The following is a 16,144-nucleotide window of genomic DNA, read 5'->3' as shown; positions in this document are numbered from 1 at the left end:
ACCGGTGAAGGTGGTGCTTATTGCCCCCGCTGTCCGCTTTACCTGAGAGATTGGCGAGGGCCTCCACTTGAGGATGCCACTGCGCTTGCCCCTTCGGTGGACTGCAACACCCGGTACGGGCGCAGTCTCTCTCCAGTGAGGTGTCGCCCCTTCGAAAACGGGCGCTTGCCAGTCCTTTTGCCTGAGCGTTCGGGGCCAAGCCCCTGCGCCTTCGGCGGCCCCGTGATCACGGGGCTCTCTCCTGGCGGCCGGCAGTGTAACAGCGGCTCACACCCGACCGGCCCCGATTGCGACAGGGATGTCGGTTTGAGACAAAAAAGCCGACATGGGCGATGGTTGGGCGCTGTGCCCGGCAACCGTCGCCCGCCCGGGGCTCACATGCCCGCGTAGTTGGGCCCGCCGCCGCCCTCGGGCGTGACCCAGACGATGTTCTGCGTCGGGTCCTTGATGTCGCAGGTCTTGCAGTGCACGCAGTTCTGGGCGTTGATCTGCAAGCGCTCGCCGCCGCCCTCGGCCGGCACGAACTCGTACACCCCGGCGGGGCAGTAGCGGCTCTCCGGCCCGGCGAAGGTGGGCAGGTTGATGCGCGTGGGCACCGCCGCGTCCTTGAGCGTGAGGTGCGCGGGCTGGTTCTCCTCATGGTTGGTGTTGCTGACGAACACCGAGGAGAGGCGGTCGAAGGTCAGCACGCCGTCGGGCTTGGGGTACTCGATGCGCGGGAACTCCGCCGCCGGGCGCAGGTTGACGTGGTCGGGCAGCTTGCGGTTGAGCGTCCACGGCGCCTTCTTCACGCCCAAGCGCGGCAGCAGCCACTGCTCGATGCCGGTCATCAGCGTGGCCGTGCCGCGGCCCTTCTTGAACCACTGCTTGAAGTTCTTGGCTTGCAGCAACTCCTCATGCAGCCAGCTCTTTTCGAAGGCTTCCGGGTAGGCTGAGAGTACGTCGCCGCTGCGCCCGGCGCCCAGCGCCTCGAAGGCACTTTCAGCGCACAGCATCCCGCTCTTGATGGCGGCATGGCTGCCCTTGATGCGGCTGGCGTTCAGATAGCCCGCGTCGCAGCCCACCAGCGCGCCGCCCGGGAACACCGTCTTGGGCAGCGACAGCAGCCCGCCGGCGGTGATGGCGCGCGCGCCATAAGAGATGCGCTTGCCGCCCTCCAGGTGTTTCCTGATCGCGGGATGCGTCTTGAAGCGCTGGAATTCCTCGAACGGGCTCAGCCAGGGGTTCTGGTAGTCCAGGCCCACCACGAAGCCGATGGCAATCTTGTTGTCCGCCGCGTGGTAGATGAAGGAGCCGCCGTAGGTGCTGGCATCCAGCGGCCAGCCGGCGGTGTGCACCACCAGGCCCGGCTTGTGGTTCGCCGCCGGCACTTCCCACAGCTCCTTGAGGCCGATGCCGTAGCTCTGCGGGTCCTTGCCCTCATCCAGCCGGAAGCGCTCGATGAGCTGCTTGCCCAGGTGGCCGCGCGAGCCCTCGGCAAAGATCGTGTACTTGGCGCACAGCTCCATGCCGAGCTGGAAGTTTTCCGTCGGCTCGCCGTCCTTGCCGATGCCCATGTTCCCGGTCGCCACGCCGCGCACCGAGCCGTCCTCGGCGTAGAGCACCTCCGCCGCGGCAAAGCCGGGGAAGATCTCCACGCCCAGCTCTTCGGCTTGCCCAGCGAGCCAGCGCACCACCTCGCCCAGGCTGACGATGTAGTTGCCGTGGTTCTTGAAGCAGTCGGGCAGCAGGGCGTGCGGGGTGGCTTTCGCGCCGGTCTCGGAGAGGAACAGGAACTCGTCCTCGGTGACGGGCTGCCTGAGCGGCGCGCCCTTGTCCTGCCAGTCGGGGAAGAGCTCGTTGAGCGCGATGGGGTCCATGATGGCCCCGGAGAGGATGTGGGCGCCGGGTTCGGAGCCCTTTTCCAGCACCACCACCGAGATCTCCGAGCCCGCGGCGGCGGCGAGCTGCTTGAGCCGGATGGCGGTGGCCAGCCCCGCGGGGCCGGCGCCGACGATCACCACGTCGTAGTCCATGGACTCGCGCGGGCCGTACTGTTCGAGCAGTTGCTGCGGCGTCATCGAGATTTGAGCTGCTGTGGGAAAAGCCCGTCATCTTAGACCGCTCGTTACACCCTCCGCGCCTCGCGCCCAGTCGCGGCAGGCCCGTCCCGGGCGGGCGGCGCGGCCGTGCTATCTTGGCCGGCCCATTTGAACGCAGTCGAAGGAGGCTGCTGCCTCATGAGCTATCAGATCGATCTTTCGGGCCGCGTGGCTTTCGTCACCGGCGCCTCGGGTGGACTGGGTGCGCAGTTCGCGCGCGTGCTGGCGCGGGCCGGCGCCGGCGTGGTGCTCTCGGCGCGCCGCGTGGAGAAGCTCAAGACGCTGCGCGCCGAGATCGAGGCCGAGGGCGGCGACGCGCACGTGGTGGGGCTGGACGTGACCGATCCGGACAGCATCCGCGCCGCCGTGGCGCATGCCGAGACGGAGATGGGCGCCATCGACATCCTCGTCAACAACGCCGGGGTCAATGCGCAGCAGAAGCTGCTGGAGGTCACGCCCGAGGACTACGACTACGTCATGAAGTGCAACCTGCGCGGGGCCTTCTTCATGGCGCAGGAGGTGGCCAAGCGCATGATCGGCCGTGCACAGGGCGCCCTGCCGGGCACCTTCACCGGTGGTCGCATCGTCAACATCTCCTCGATGGCCGCGCAGCGCATCCAGGCCGAGTCCGGCGCCTTCGGCATGAGCAAGGCGGCGCTGATCTACATGACGCGTGCCATGGCGCTGGAGTGGGGTGGTTTCGGCATCAACGTCAATGCCATCTGCCCCGGCTACATCGACACCGAGCAGAACCACCACGAGTGGACGCACAGCACCGCGCAGGATCTGGTGAAGATGACGCCGCGCAAGCGCATCGGCCGCCCGCAGGACCTGGATTCCGTGCTGATGATGCTCTGCGCCAACGAGAGCCACTTCATCAACGGCGCCGTGGTCGCGGCGGACGACGGCTTCGGAGTCTGGTAATGGCCCTGCGCGACCTGACGCCCGCCGAGGGGCGCGTGCTGGCCGTGCTGGTGGAGAAGCAGGCCACCGTGCCGGACACCTACCCGCTGTCGCTCAACGCGCTGGTGGCGGGCTGCAACCAGAAGAGCGCGCGCGACCCGGTGATGAGCCTCTCCGAGGCCGACGTGCTGGAGGCCATCGAGGGCCTGCGCGAGCTGTCGCTGGTCAACGAGGTCAGCGGCATGCGCGTCACGCGCTACGACCACAACGCCCCGCGCGGCCTGGGCGTGCCCGGCGCGGCCGCGGCGCTGCTGACCACGCTGCTGCTGCGCGGTCCGCAGACCGCCGCCGAGCTGCGCGCCAACAGCGAGCGGCTGCACCGCTTCGCCGACACCTCGTCGGTCGAGGGCTTCCTGGAAGAGCTGGCCGAGAAGGACCCGCCGCGCGTGGTACGGCTGGCACGCTCGCCGGGCGCGCGCGAGGCGCGCTGGGCGCAGCTGCTCACCGGCGAGCCCGCGCTGCCCGTGGCCAGCGCCGAGGAGCTGGCGGCGCCGAAGCCGGCACGTGCCGACGAGATCGCCGCGCTGCGCGCCGAAGTGGCGGAGCTGCGCGCGCTGGTGCTGCGCCTGGCTTCCGAGCTGGGCGTGGACGCCAACCTCAAGAGCGAAGCCTGAATTTCCAGTCCACACATCGATGCGATTCGACCTGCCCGAAGAGAAGAAACTCGTTCACGAGATGCGGATTCCCATCCGCTGGGGCGACATGGACGCCATGGGCCATGTCAACAACACCGTCTATTTCCGCTACCTGGAGATCGTGCGCGTGGACTGGCTGCAGTCGCACGGCGTGCCGCCCGACCCCGGCGGCAGCGGGCCGGTGATCATCAATGCCTTTTGCAACTTCCTGCAGCAGCTGGAGTACCCCGGCGAGCTGCTGGCGCGCTTCTACGTGGCCAGGCCCGGGCGCAGCAGCTTCGAGACCTACACCACGCTGGAGCGGGTAGACCGCCCCGGCGACATCGCCGCCAGCGGCGGCGCCAAGGTGGTGTGGGCCGACTCGGCCACCAAGCGCTCGGTGCCGCTGCCGGAGTGGGTCAAGTCCCTGCTGGATTGAGGCCGGCGGCCCCCGCCAGGCGGTTCAGGCGCTCAGCAGCTTGTGCACCAGCTCCGGCGTGGTGGAGGCGCCGTACTTGCGCATCAGCCGCGCGCGGTAGACGTCCACCGTGCGCGGGCTGATGTTGAGCTTTCGGCCGATGAGCTTGCTGGTGAGGCCGTCGATGAGCAGCGCGGCGATCTCGCGCTCGCGCGCCGTGAGCTCGCAGCCCAGGCGCCGGCGCGGGGACAGGTCCTCGAAGCTCCAGATGCCCGCGGCGTGCGGCTGCGCCGGGTCCAGCGCGCGGCCGGAGACATGGCACCAGAACAGCTCGCCGCCCTGCGGGCCGCCCACGCGCTTCATCACGCGCTCGTCGGCGTACCAGCCCTGCTGGTCGAGGCTGGCCACGATGCGCTGCCCGGTGCGCTCGAACTCCTCGACACTGGGGTAGAGCATCTCGAAGGAGCGGCCGACCAGATCCTCGCGCTCGGCGCCGAACATGGCCAGCATGTGGCGGTTGCAGTCCAGCATCTGCCGATTGCGTGAAATCACCAGCCCGATGGGTGCGAGGTCGAAAGCGGTGCGGTAATCCAGCGGTGCGAGTTCAGGCGCATTCGGCGGCGGCAATTGCATTTGTGGTGGCTCCGGAATTGGCTTTAGGCAATTCTACTTAATAACTACTTAATGCGTTAAGTAGTACAGTGCGCCGTTCCCAAGCAGGAGACCCTGGATGAACAAGCTCTACCCAAGCGCCGCGGAAGCGCTGAAGGGCATCGTCAAGGACGGCCAATTGCTGGCCGTCGGCGGCTTTGGCCTGTGCGGCATTCCCGAAGCCCTCATCGCCGCGCTGCGCGACAGCGGCGTCAAGAATCTGACCGTCATTTCCAACAACGCCGGCGTGGACGGCTTTGGCCTGGGCCAGCTGCTGGAAACCCGGCAGATCCGCAAGATGATTTCCAGCTACGTGGGCGAGAACAAGGAATTCGAGCGCCAGTACCTGGCTGGGGAATTGGAGCTGGAATTCACGCCGCAGGGCACGCTGGCGGAGAAACTGCGTGCCGGTGGCGCCGGCATTCCGGCCTTCTTCACGCGCACCGGCGTGGGCACGCTGGTGGCGGAAGGCAAGGAAACGCGCGAGTTCGACGGCCATACCTACATCATGGAGCGCGCGCTCACTCCCGAGGTGTCGCTGGTTAAGGCCTGGAAGGCCGACAAGAGCGGCAACCTGGTGTTCCGCCGCACGGCACGCAACTTCAACCCGGCCGTGGCCATGGCCGGCAAGATCACCGTGGTGGAAGTCGAGGAGATCGTCGAGGTCGGCGACATCGATCCGGACGCCGTGCACCTGCCGGGCATCTACGTGCAGCGCCTCGTGCTCAATCCGCATCCCGAAAAGCGCATCGAGAAGCGCACCACCCGTCCGGCCGCCTGAAGGAGAAGCAACATGCCCTGGACCCAAGACCAGATGGCCGCCAAGGCCGCGACCGAGCTCCAAGACGGCTTCTACGTCAACCTCGGCATCGGCATCCCGACGCTGGTCGCCAACCACGTGCCGCAAGGCATCGAGGTGTGGCTGCAGAGCGAGAACGGCATGCTGGGCATCGGCCCGTTCCCGACCGAGGACGAGGTGGACGCCGACCTCATCAACGCCGGCAAGCAGACCGTCACCACCATTGCCGGCTCCAGCATCTTCGGCTCGCACGAGAGCTTCGCCATGATCCGCGGCGGCAAGATCAACCTCAGCATCCTGGGCGCGATGCAGGTCAGCGAGAAGGGCGACCTGGCCAACTGGATGATCCCCGGCAAGATGGTCAAGGGCATGGGTGGCGCCATGGACCTGGTGGCCGGCGTGCCGCGCGTGATCGTCGTGATGGAGCACGTGGCCCGCAAGAAGGACGGCACCGAGGACCTCAAGATCCTGCCCAAGTGCACGCTGCCGCTGACCGGCGTGGGTGTGGTGCACCGCATCATCACCGACCTGGCGGTGATGGACGTCACCCCGCAAGGCCTGAAGCTGGTCGAGCTCGCCCCCGAAGTGACGCGCGAGTACGTGCAGTCCAAGACCGGCGTGACGCTGCTCTGAGCCGCGCGCCGCGCTGACAACGAGCCGCCTGCGGGCGGCTTGTTCTTTGGGGCGCCGGCTACAGCCACCAGGCCCACAGCCGCGCCGTCTGCTCCATCAGCCGCTGGCGCAGCGGGCGCCGCCGCCACTCGGCCGGCTCGATGCGGCGCGAGGCGGCCAGGTCGCGGTTGAACACCTCGCGCATGCGCGCGCCGAAGGCCGGCCCCAGCACCACGGCGTTGAGCTCCTGGTTGTGCAGGAAGCTGCGCCAGTCGAGGTTGGTGGAGCCCACGGTGGACCACACGCCGTCGATCACCGCCGTCTTGGCGTGCAGCAGCGCGTCGCGGCGCTCGTACAGCTCCACGCCGCTGTCCAGCAGCGCCTGGTAGTAGGCGCGCCCGGCGGCGAGCACGAAGGCGCTGTCGCTGCGGCTGGGCAGCAGCATCCTGATCTTCACCCCGCGCCGCGCCGCCTCCTGCAGGGCGTCGAGCAGCTGCGGATCGGGCACGAAGTACGCGGTGGTGATGAGGATCTCGAACTCCGCGCTGCGCAGCGCCGAGATCAGCGTGGCGTAGATGAAGCTGTAGGGCTCGTCGGGCGAGCTGCCGATGGCGCGCACCACCTCGCTGCCCGCCGGCTGCTGGGTGGGGAAGTAGTCGCGCGGCGGCAGCGCCGGACCGTGCTGCGCGGTCCAGGTGGCCATGAACAGGCGCTGGTACTCCGCCACCACCGGGCCCTCGATCTGGATCTGCGTGTCGCGCCAGGGCAGTTCGTCGGCCCGGTGCTGCCGCTCCTGTTGCCGGCGCACCGAGCGGGCGCGTGAGCCCGAGCCCGAGAGCGAGCCGCCGGAGTAGACGCCGCTGATGTTGATGCCGCCCAGGAAGGCCACGCGGCCGTCCACCACCAGCAGCTTGCGGTGGTCGCGCTGGTTGACGTTCCAGCCGCGGCGCACCTTCAGCGGGTTGACCGGGTTGAACTCCAGCACCTGCACGCCCGCCTCGCGCAGCGGGTCGAAGAACGCCTTGGGTGTGCCGATGCTGCCTACGCTGTCGTAGATGAGGTTGACCTGCACGCCCGCGTGCTGGCGCTCCAGCAGGGCCTCGCGGAAGCGCCGGCCGACGTCGTCGTCTTCCAGGATGTAGAACTCCAGGTTGACGTGGTCACGGGCGCCGCGGATGGCGGCGAACATGGCCTCGTAGGTGTCCGGGCCGTCCTGCAGCAGCTGCACGCGGTTGCCCGCCACCAGGGGCGAACCCACCAGCGCCTCTTCCACGGCGAGGTGGCGATCCAGCACGTCGTTGGGCCGGCCGCTGCGCTGTACCCGCTCCAGGATCGCCTGGCTCTGCGCCGCCGACAACGGCCCGTGCGCGCCTTCGACCTGCACCGGTCGCCGTGACAGCGCCAGGTCCGGGACGATGCTCGGCAGGCCACCGCAACCGGCCAGCCACAGGCACAGCAGCAGCCACGGCAGCTGCGCCAGCAGCCGCCGGCACTCCCGCGTCGGGCTCATGGCAGGGTCCTTGCTGCAGTGGGGCTTCGCATGCCGGTGTCAAGGCAAGCGGTATGCGCGAACAAGGAGAACAACATGCGACGGACCTGCAACCAGGGGATCACCACCATGCCCCGGGCTTTGCCCTGGGCCGGCGCCGCCCGGCGTTGGCGCGGTGGGGTACAGCGCCGGGCGCTGCTGTGCGTGCTGGTGGCCGCGGCCCTGGCGGGCTGCGGCACGTGGCCGTCCGGGCCGTCCGGCGCGGGCGCATCGACGCCGCCGCGCGCCACCTTCAGCCGCATGGCCGTGGCGGCCGCGCACCCGCTGGCGGCGCAGGCTGGCCTGCAGATGCTGCGCGAAGGCGGCTCGGCGGTCGATGCGGCGGTGGCAGTGCAGATGGTGCTGACGCTGGTGGAGCCGCAGGCCAGCGGCATCGGCGGCGGCGCCTTCCTGTTGACTTGGGACGGCCGGCGCGTGCAGGCCTTCGACGGCCGCGAGCGCGCGCCCGGCGCGGCGGGGGAAGCGTTGTTCCTGCGCCCGGACGGCAGCCCCATGGCCTTTGCCGAGGCCGTGGTCGGCGGCCGCTCGGTGGGCGTGCCGGGCGCGGTGGCGATGCTGCAGGCGGCGCAGCGCCAGCACGGGCGGCTGCCCTGGGGGCGCCTGTTCGAGCCCGCCATCCGTCTGGCGGAGGAGGGTTTCGACGTCACGCCCTACCTGCACCGCCAGTTGGTGCAGGAGAAGGCCACGCTGCAGGCGCAGCCGCGCGCGGCGGCCTACTGGCTCGGGCCCGATGGCGAGCCCTGGCCGGTGGGGCACCGGCTGCGCAATCCAGCGCTGGCGCAGGTGCTGAGGGGCATCGCGCGGGACGGCGCCGCGGCCTTCTACGAAGGGCCGGTGGCGGTCGACATCGTCGCCCAGGTGCAGGGCCACCCGGTCAATCCCGGAGGGATGACGCTGGCCGACCTCGACGGCTACCTGCCCCGGGAGCGGGCGCCGATGTGCACGCTGTGGCGGGTGCGATACCGCGTCTGCGGCTTCCCGCCGCCGTCCTCGGGGCACCTGGCCGTGATGCAGATGCTCGGCATGCTGGAGCGGCTGCCGAACGTGGGCGAGCCGCTGCAGCAGGGGCTGCCCGCGCCGGCCTGGCTGCATGCCTACACCGAGGCGGCACGCCTGGCCTTTGCGGACCGCGCCGCCTACGTGGCCGACCCGGACTACGTGCCCGCGCCGGGCAACGACTGGAACACCCTGCTCGATGGCAACTACCTGCGCCGGCGCGCCGCGCTGGTGAAGCCCGTGAGCATGAGGACCGCGCAGCCGGGCCAGCCGGGGCCGTTGCCCCAGGCCCAGGCACCGCAGGCCGAGCAGCCGGAGTACGGCACCAGCCACGTCAGCATCGTCGATGCCCAGGGCCGGGCGGTGTCCATGACCACCACGATCGAGGCCGTCTGGGGCTCGCGGCTGCTGTCCGACGGCGGCACCGGCCTGCCCGGGGGCTTCATGCTCAACAACGAGCTCACCGACTTCTCTTTTGCGCCGCGCGATGCCCAGGGCCGTCCGGTGGCCAATCGTGTACAGCCGGGCAAGCGGCCGCGCTCCAGCATGAGCCCGACGCTGGTCTTCGATGCGCGCGATGGCCGGCTGCTGATGTCGCTGGGCTCACCCGGCGGGGCCGCGATCATCCACTACACGGCCAAGACGCTGTTCTTCACGCTGGGTGCCGGGCTGGCGCCGCAGGCGGCCGTGGAGCTGCCCAACTTCGGCAGCATGAACGGGCCCACGCTGCTGGAGCAGGGACGCTTCCCGGCGGCCACGCTGCAGGCGCTGCGCGAGCGGGGCCACGAGCTCAGTGAGGTGGCGCTGGACAGCGGCATCCAGGCGCTGCTGCGCGTGCCTGGCGGCTGGGTGGGCGGCGCCGATCCACGGCGCGAGGGTGTGGTCGTGGGCGAATGAGCCCTGTTGAATGCGGCTGCGGCCTTGAGGGCATGGGCGCCGTGCCAGTACGCGCAGGCATCCGGCCGGCGTCGACGGCCAGCACCGCATGGGAAGCGATTAAATATTTGAAGACTGGAGATGCAGGTTCATTGGTTGTCTGTTTTTTCAAAATTTGTAAGAAATTTGGGTTTAATGCGTTGAATGGTTATTTCTCTATTCCTTCATTTCGGGTCTTGACCTGCGTTATCCGTGGTTTGAAATGACGTCCTCGTCCTTGGCGATGCTATAAGTCGCAAAACTTCCAAAGGTATCGCAGGGGACTCGCACCGTAGCCTAGTGAAATTCCCGGGTTCTTGAGTTTCCTGGGCGGGCAGCGGGATTTTCTGCAGTTTTGGTGCCAAGGCTTGGCGCCGATTCAGCTTGCAAGACGGGTGTGCACAGGATGTCCGAAGTCAATGTCATCCCACGCGAGGAGCCCCTTGCGCCAGTTTCGACGCGGTCCACCGGACGGGCCGTGGGGCGCTCGCTGCTGTACTTCCATGTGGCGGTGGCGGCGCTGTCGCTCTGGATCGCGCAGTATCCTCCGCTGGGCGACGTGCCCCAGCATGCCGCACAAGTGGCGCTGGCGCTGGACCTGCTGCAGGGCCGCTCGCACTGGTCGGACATCGTCGCCTTCAACTTCTTCACGCCCTACCTGATCGGCTATGGGCTCATGGCGGCGGCGGCCCAGTTCATGTCCATGGCCAGTGCCGTGAAACTGGTGCTGTCGCTTTCCGTCGTGGCGTTCTTCTGGGCCGCTTCGGCACTGCGCCGGCGCTTCCAGGCCCCGGCTTTCCTGGACTGGCTGGTATTGGGCGGGTTTTTCGGTTTCGCCTTCAAATGGGGCTTCCTGACTTTTCTGCTGGCGGCGCCTATCGGCATATTTTTCATTCTGAGGGCTCTTGATTTTGCCGAGCAGGCCACCTGGCGGAATTTTTGGCTGCTGGTGGGTTTGGGGGTGTTGCTTTTCTTTTCACACGGCCTGGTGTTCGTGGCCTGCGTGGGCATCGGCTTCTGCTATGCCGTGCTGGGTATTTCCGATCGGCGCCAAGCGGTCTTCATGCTGCTTCCCTATGCCTTGCTCGGCCTGCTGGCACTGGTTTATTACTACTTTGCCCAGGAGGTGAATCACGGGCAGAACATGGAGGCCAGGGGATTCAACTGGGATTTGACGCCGCGGCGTTTCGTGCGGTTTTTTCGATACCAGTGGGACGTGGCCGCGGTGGAAAAGCAGCAGGTCGGCTACGTGCTCAACAGCCTGGCCTTCGCCTTGTTCTATCTCGCACCCTTCCTGCTGGGCCTGCGCCTGCAGCCCACGCTGCGCCGCGTGATCCCGTTTGCCGTGGTGCTGCTGATCGGGCTGGTCGTGCCCCAGACGGCGATGGCGACGGCCTTCCTGTACGAGCGCTTCGCGCTGTTCCTGCTGCCCTTCTACGTGCTGATGTTCGTTCCGGCCGAGGCGCCGGCGACCGCGTCCGGGCACGTTGTCAGGGCAATGACCCTGGCGGCGGTGCCCGCCCTGTGCCTGGCCATGACGGCTTCACGGGCCTGGCAGTTCCACCGCTTCAATGAGGAAAGCCGGGATTTCAAGGCCATCCTGGATGCCATTCCGGCACAGCAGCGGGTGCTGTCGCTGATGTTCGACAAGGGCAGTTCGGCCGCGGCCAACCCGCACACCTACCTGCATTTCCCTTGCTGGTACCAGGCCGAGAAGCACGGCTTCGTCGATTCCAACTTCGCGCAGATGCTGCCCCAGATCGTGCGCTTCAGGCCTGGCGAAGCGCGGGTGCAGACGCCTTTCGAATGGCGGCCCTACCGCTTCGACTGGACCAAGCACCGCGGCGAGCGCTACGACTATTTCGTGGTCCGCAGCGTGAACCGGCTGTTTCCCCACTTCCTGTCCCTGCCGTGCCAGGTCGAGATGGTCACGACCTCGGGAGCCTGGGCGCTCTATCGCCGCACGCCGGCCAGCTGCCATGGGGTATCGCAGGTGTCGAAGCCCGCAGGCGCTGCCGGGGGCTAGGTACCGACCAGATGGCAGGGGGCCTGGGGCGTCGTCCTGGCCGCCCCCGGCCGATGTCAGCCGGCGGTGGCCTGGGCCGCCTCGCGCACCAGGGCCGGGCCGCGGTAGATCAGCCCGGTGTAGATCTGCACCAAGTCCGCGCCCGCGCGCAGCTTGGCCTGGGCGTCGGCGCCGCTGAGCACGCCGCCCACGCCGATGATGGGATAGCCGCTGCCCAGGGCCGCGCGCAGCTGGGCGATGACGCGGTTGCTGGCCTCGAACACCGGGCGGCCGGACAGCCCGCCGGTTTCCTGCGCGTGCGGCAGGCCCTGCACGGCGTCGCGCGCCAGCGTGGTGTTGGTGGCGATGACGCCGTCGATGCCATTGGCACGCAGCGTGGCGGCGATCACCTTCACCTGCGCCTCGTCCAGGTCGGGCGCGATCTTCACGAACATGGGCACGGTGCGGCCGTGCTGGCGCTGCAGCGCCTGGCGTCGCTCCTGCAGCCGCGAGAGCAGGGCGTCCAGCGCCTCGTCGCTCTGCAGCGCGCGCAGGTTCTTGGTGTTGGGGCTGGAGATGTTGACGGTCACGTAGTCGGCATGCGGGTACACGCCGTCCAGGCAGATCAGGTAGTCGTCCACCGCGTTCTCGATGGGCGTGGCGGCGTTCTTGCCGATGTTCAGGCCCACCAGCCCGCCGCCGGCCCGGAACGTCCGGGCCTGCTGCACGTTGGCCAGGAACGAGGCCAGGCCCTCGTTGTTGAAGCCCAGGCGGTTGATCAGCGCTTCCTTTTGCGGGATGCGGAACATGCGCGGCTTGGGGTTGCCCGGCTGGCCCTTGGGCGTGACGGTGCCGACCTCGATGAAGCCGAAGCCCATGGCGCCCAGGCCGTCGATGCAGCGGCCGTTCTTGTCCAGCCCGGCGGCGAGGCCGATGCGGTTCTGGAAGCGCAGCCCCGCCACCGTTACCGGCGCGCTCACGCGCGGCTGGGACCACAGGCACTGCGCCGGCGTGTTCTGCAGCCGGGCAATGCTGTTGAGGGTCAGTTCGTGGGCCTGCTCCGGATCGAGGCCGAAGAGGAAGGGGCGGGTGAGAGCGTAGGGGACCAGGGACATTCCCGGATTGTCTCAAAGGGCGTCACCGATAATCCGCGCCCATGAATCAGGACCAACTCAAGGCCCTCGTGGGCCAGGCCGCTGTCCAGCACGTCGTGCCGGGCAGCGTGGTGGGCGTGGGCACCGGCTCCACGGTCAATCACTTCATCGACGCGCTGGCCGCGATCAAGGACCGCATCGCCGGCGCGGTGTCGAGCTCCGAGCGCAGCACCGAGCGGCTCAAGGCGCACGGCATCCCGGTGCTGGACACGAGCACGGTGCAGGGCATTCCCGTCTACGTGGACGGCGCCGACGAGATCGACCACCAGGGCTTCATGATCAAGGGCGGCGGCGCAGCGCTGACGCGCGAGAAGATCGTCGCCGACCTGGCCGAGCGTTTCATTTGCATCGCCGACGAGTCCAAGCTGGTGGACGTGTTGGGCAACTTCCCGCTGCCGGTCGAAGTGATCGGCATGGCGGCGGCCCAGGTGGCGCGGCGCTTCAAGGCCCTGGGCGGCGAGGCCAGCATCCGCCCCGGCGTGCTCACCGACAACGGCAACCCGATCCTGGACGTGCGCGGCCTGCGCATCACCGATCCGCTGGCGATGGAAACCGAGGTCAACCAGTGGCCCGGCGTGGTGACGGTGGGCATCTTCGCCCGCCACAAGGCGCAGGTCTGCCTGCTGGGCACGGCCGAAGGCGTGAAGACGCTGAGCTTCTGATGCTGGTTCCGGGCGGCGCTGCAGCCGCCCATTGACTTCCGCGACGGCGCTTCAGGCTCCGTCGTCCGTTTCGGCCGGCGCCTTGCGCGCGCGGCGCACGCCGAAGCGTGCCGGGTCCACCGCCTCCACCAGCTCCGCCTCCAACGGGAAAGGGCCGCCGCCGACCCAGGCAGCGATCAATTCGCCCAGCAGCGGCGCCCAGCCGATGCCGCGCGAGGCCAGCGCCGTGCACACGAACAGCCCCGGCATGCGCGGCAGCTCGCGCACGCGCTGCGCGGACGCTCCCGGCTGCGGCACGGCACCCACCACCGGCAGGCGGTCGTCGGCGAGCGTGCGCCAACCCACGCGGCCGGCCAGGGGCAGCGCCTGCGTCGCCAGCTCGATGCCCAGCCGCCGCAGGCGCTGCAGATTGAAAGCCTGGTCCTCGGCGCGCAGGGCGGGGTCCAGGTCCTGCAAGCTGGCCGTGGCGCCACATACGAGGCTGTCATCCTGCAACGTGAGCGCGTAGCCGCCGCCGGCCACGGGCAGGCGCGGGCGACGCAGGCCCGGCGTGTCGGCCGGGACGAGCGTGACCTGTCCGCGCTGCAGCCCCAGCGGCCAGGTCGGCGCATCGCCCAACAGCGGTCGAAGCAACGTACAGGCTTGTCCCGCATTCGCCAAGACTACGGCGCTGGCCTGCGAGATCTTTTGGCCGACGGCATCCAGGGCGGACCAGGCACCGCCTTCCCGCTGGCACAGCGCCTTCACCTCCACGCCGGTACGCAGCGCGATGCCGGGCCGATTCAGCCAATGGCGCACCAGCGCGCCGGGCTGCAGCCAGCCGCCGCCGGGATAGAGCCAGGCCGGCTCCCGCAACGGCAGGCCACTGCGTTCGCTCGCCGCCTCGGGCGTCAGCGGCTGCACGTAGTCGGCGGGCAGCCCTTGCGTCGCCAGCAGGGCGTGCATGGCTTCCAAGCTCGCATCGGCCCCGGCCAGGCGCAGCAGGCCGCCGAGCTGGCCGGGGATGTGGCCGCCGTGGATCAGCGGGGCATAGGTGCGCTGCGCCAGCAGCGCGGCGGCGCGGTTGAAGCGCGCATGCGGCCCGTCCTGGCCGTTGACCACGCCGTGGAACAGCCCGCCGCGGTTGCCCGAAGTTTCACTGGCGGGCTCGGCATGGCGCTCCAGCACCGTGCAGTGCCAGCCGGCGGCGGCCAGGGCCTGGGCGCAGGCCGCGCCGGCGAGGCCCGCGCCGATGACCAGGGCGGTGCGCGGCGCCTCCGAGTCGACCCGGGCCGACAGCGGATGCCCCGCCGCACGGCGCGGCACGAACACCGGTGCGTAGCGGGCACGCGTCATCTCGCGCTTGCTGTCGAAGCCGGGGGCGCGTTCCACCTCGAAGCCGGCCGAGCGCAGCCCGTCGCGCACCGGGCGCGCCACGCTCCAGGTCGCGGCCGTGGCGCCAGGCGCGGCCAGCCGGCCCAGTGGCTTGAACACCTGCGCGGACCACAGTGCCTCGTTGCGCGCGGGCGCGAAGCCGTCCAGGTAGAAGGCATCCGCTTCCACCAGCAACTGCGGCAGCCATTGCGTGGCGTCGCCCCAGGCCAGCTGCAGCACCACGCGGCCGCCGTCGAGGTGCAGCGTGTGCAGGTCCGGGCTCAGCGGCGGCCAGGCAGCCATCAACTCGGCCGCGAGCTCGGGCAGGGCGGACGCGGCATGGGCGCGGCGCAGGTCCTCCAGGCGCGGCGGGTGCAGGTCGATGGCGACGTAATGCAGGCGCCCGCAGCGCTGCGCGTCGGCACGCCAGGCCTCCCAGGTCGCCAGGAAGTTGTTGCCCAGGCCGAACCCGGTTTCCAGGATCACGAAGCGCGTGCGGCCCTGCCAGCGTTGCGGCAGCCCGTTGCCCTGCAGGAACACGTGGCGCGCCTGCGCCTGCGCCCCGGCGCGGGCGTGGTAGACGTCGCCGAAATCGGGCGCGTGCGGCACGCCCTGCGCATCGAACTCGATGCGGGCCGGTGCGATGGGGAAGCGCTTCATGGGCGGGGAGAAGGGAAGGTCCGGAAACGACAAGGGGCACCGAAGTGCCCCTTGCTGCTCGCGTGGCGCGAAGTGCGCGCGGCGTCGATCAGACGCGCTTGCGGTACTCGTGCGTGCGGGTGTCGATTTCGATCTTGTCGCCGTTCTCGACGAACAGCGGCACGGCGATCTCGAAGCCGGTGCCGACCAGGCGGGCGGGCTTCATGACCTTGCCCGAGGTGTCGCCCTTGACGGCCGGCTCGGTCTCGATCTCGCGCACCACAGTGGTGGGCAGTTCCACGGAGATGGCCTTGCCGTCGTAGAACACCACTTCCACCGCCATGTTGTCTTCGAGGTAGGAGATGGCGTCGCCCATGTTCTCGGCCTCGACCTCGAACTGGTTGTACTCGGCGTCCATGAACACGTACATCGGATCGGCGAAGTACGTGTAGGTGCACTCCTTCTTGTCCAGGATGATCTGGTCCATCTTGTCGTCGGCCTTGAAGACGACTTCAGCCCCGCCGCCATTGAGCAGGTTCTTCATCTTGATGCGCACCGTAGCGGCACCGCGGCCGCCGCGGCTGTATTCGGTCTTGAGCACGACCATCGGGTCTTTGCCCTGCATGATCACGTTGCCGGCGCGGATTTCCTGAGCGAGTTTCATGGCGAGATTCCAGTAGAGAGTGGCTGCACGAATTGAACGCTCGGTGCTGCCTGGTACTGCGCGTTTGAC

At 68.9% G+C, this 16,144-nt stretch carries 15 protein-coding genes and 2 riboswitches; of the genes, 9 read left to right on the top strand and 6 right to left on the bottom strand.

Annotated features, from left to right (window positions below):
• Nucleotides 1–19: 19 nt before the first annotated feature.
• A riboswitch (glycine riboswitch) is annotated at nucleotides 20–146 on the bottom strand.
• A gap of 21 nt (nucleotides 147–167) precedes the next feature.
• A riboswitch (glycine riboswitch) is annotated at nucleotides 168–246 on the bottom strand.
• 128 nt (nucleotides 247–374) lie between these two features.
• Nucleotides 375–2,060 carry an electron transfer flavoprotein-ubiquinone oxidoreductase gene (locus HHL10_RS06240; RefSeq protein ID WP_169159483.1) on the bottom strand — a complete coding sequence of 562 codons (1,686 nt, stop codon included), beginning with the start codon at nucleotides 2,058–2,060 and terminating at the stop codon, nucleotides 375–377.
• 159 nt (nucleotides 2,061–2,219) lie between these two features.
• On the opposite strand from HHL10_RS06240, the gene HHL10_RS06235 reads away from it, so the two are divergent.
• From HHL10_RS06235 to HHL10_RS06225, 3 genes are read left to right on the top strand one after another with little or no spacing between them, the layout of a single operon-like run.
• The gene (locus tag HHL10_RS06235) at nucleotides 2,220–3,005 is read left to right on the top strand and encodes an SDR family oxidoreductase (RefSeq protein WP_169159482.1); all 786 of its coding nucleotides are present in this window, start codon (nucleotides 2,220–2,222) and stop codon (nucleotides 3,003–3,005) included.
• Nucleotides 3,005–3,658: a YceH family protein gene (locus HHL10_RS06230; RefSeq protein ID WP_205832929.1), complete on the top strand. Its 654-nt coding sequence runs from the start codon at nucleotides 3,005–3,007 to the stop codon at nucleotides 3,656–3,658. Before HHL10_RS06235 ends, HHL10_RS06230 begins: the two co-directional genes overlap by 1 nt.
• Before the next feature lie 19 nt (nucleotides 3,659–3,677).
• Nucleotides 3,678–4,097 carry an acyl-CoA thioesterase gene (locus tag HHL10_RS06225; RefSeq protein WP_169159481.1) on the top strand — a complete coding sequence of 140 codons (420 nt, stop codon included), beginning with the start codon at nucleotides 3,678–3,680 and terminating at the stop codon, nucleotides 4,095–4,097.
• Nucleotides 4,098–4,121: 24 nt separating this feature from the next.
• Here HHL10_RS06225 and HHL10_RS06220 read toward each other — a convergent pair whose 3' ends face one another.
• Nucleotides 4,122–4,709 carry a LuxR C-terminal-related transcriptional regulator gene (locus tag HHL10_RS06220; RefSeq protein WP_169159480.1) on the bottom strand — a complete coding sequence of 196 codons (588 nt, stop codon included), beginning with the start codon at nucleotides 4,707–4,709 and terminating at the stop codon, nucleotides 4,122–4,124.
• A gap of 97 nt (nucleotides 4,710–4,806) precedes the next feature.
• Here HHL10_RS06220 and HHL10_RS06215 point away from each other — a divergent pair, with 97 nt between their 5' ends.
• Nucleotides 4,807–5,508 carry a CoA transferase subunit A gene (locus HHL10_RS06215; RefSeq protein ID WP_169159479.1) on the top strand — a complete coding sequence of 234 codons (702 nt, stop codon included), beginning with the start codon at nucleotides 4,807–4,809 and terminating at the stop codon, nucleotides 5,506–5,508.
• Nucleotides 5,509–5,520: 12 nt separating this feature from the next.
• The gene (locus HHL10_RS06210; protein WP_169159478.1) at nucleotides 5,521–6,159 is read left to right on the top strand and encodes a 3-oxoacid CoA-transferase subunit B; all 639 of its coding nucleotides are present in this window, start codon (nucleotides 5,521–5,523) and stop codon (nucleotides 6,157–6,159) included.
• 58 nt (nucleotides 6,160–6,217) lie between these two features.
• Here HHL10_RS06210 and HHL10_RS06205 read toward each other — a convergent pair whose 3' ends face one another.
• Complete coding sequence (locus HHL10_RS06205) at nucleotides 6,218–7,648, bottom strand: phospholipase D-like domain-containing protein (RefSeq protein ID WP_169159477.1); 1,431 nt, start codon at nucleotides 7,646–7,648, stop codon at nucleotides 6,218–6,220.
• Between the two features lie 75 nt (nucleotides 7,649–7,723).
• Between HHL10_RS06205 and HHL10_RS06200 the strand changes: the two genes are divergently transcribed.
• The 3 genes from HHL10_RS06200 to HHL10_RS06190 all read left to right on the top strand — a co-directional run bounded on the left by HHL10_RS06200 (nucleotide 7,724) and on the right by HHL10_RS06190 (nucleotide 11,624).
• Nucleotides 7,724–9,580 carry a gamma-glutamyltransferase family protein gene (locus tag HHL10_RS06200; protein ID WP_235971127.1) on the top strand — a complete coding sequence of 619 codons (1,857 nt, stop codon included), beginning with the start codon at nucleotides 7,724–7,726 and terminating at the stop codon, nucleotides 9,578–9,580.
• Entirely contained in the window at nucleotides 9,577–9,825 is a 249-nt protein-coding gene (locus HHL10_RS06195) for a hypothetical protein (protein ID WP_169159476.1), read from the top strand. Before HHL10_RS06200 ends, HHL10_RS06195 begins: the two co-directional genes overlap by 4 nt.
• Before the next feature lie 251 nt (nucleotides 9,826–10,076).
• Nucleotides 10,077–11,624: a hypothetical protein gene (locus HHL10_RS06190; RefSeq protein ID WP_169159475.1), complete on the top strand. Its 1,548-nt coding sequence runs from the start codon at nucleotides 10,077–10,079 to the stop codon at nucleotides 11,622–11,624.
• A 56-nt stretch (nucleotides 11,625–11,680) separates the two neighbouring features.
• On the opposite strand, the gene HHL10_RS06185 is transcribed toward HHL10_RS06190, so the two are convergent.
• A complete protein-coding gene (locus HHL10_RS06185; RefSeq protein WP_169159474.1) occupies nucleotides 11,681–12,718 on the bottom strand; it encodes a quinone-dependent dihydroorotate dehydrogenase in 1,038 nt (345 codons plus the stop codon).
• Nucleotides 12,719–12,759: 41 nt separating this feature from the next.
• Here HHL10_RS06185 and rpiA point away from each other — a divergent pair, with 41 nt between their 5' ends.
• On the top strand, nucleotides 12,760–13,419 hold the full coding sequence (gene rpiA, locus HHL10_RS06180) for a ribose-5-phosphate isomerase RpiA (RefSeq protein ID WP_169159473.1): 660 nt from the start codon (nucleotides 12,760–12,762) through the stop codon (nucleotides 13,417–13,419).
• Between the two features lie 51 nt (nucleotides 13,420–13,470).
• On the opposite strand, the gene mnmC is transcribed toward rpiA, so the two are convergent.
• Nucleotides 13,471–15,432, bottom strand: a complete 1,962-nt coding sequence (mnmC, locus tag HHL10_RS06175) for a bifunctional tRNA (5-methylaminomethyl-2-thiouridine)(34)-methyltransferase MnmC2/FAD-dependent 5-carboxymethylaminomethyl-2-thiouridine(34) oxidoreductase MnmC1 (RefSeq protein WP_169159472.1) — start codon at nucleotides 15,430–15,432, stop codon at nucleotides 13,471–13,473.
• An 88-nt stretch (nucleotides 15,433–15,520) separates the two neighbouring features.
• On the bottom strand, nucleotides 15,521–16,075 hold the full coding sequence (gene efp / locus HHL10_RS06170; RefSeq protein ID WP_169159471.1) for an elongation factor P: 555 nt from the start codon (nucleotides 16,073–16,075) through the stop codon (nucleotides 15,521–15,523).
• Nucleotides 16,076–16,144: the final 69 nt, after the last annotated feature.

Source organism: Azohydromonas caseinilytica (genome assembly GCF_012927045.1).
Classification (GTDB): Bacteria; Pseudomonadota; Gammaproteobacteria; order Burkholderiales; family Burkholderiaceae_C; genus Azohydromonas; species Azohydromonas caseinilytica.
This window is presented reverse-complemented; position numbering and strand designations above follow the sequence as displayed.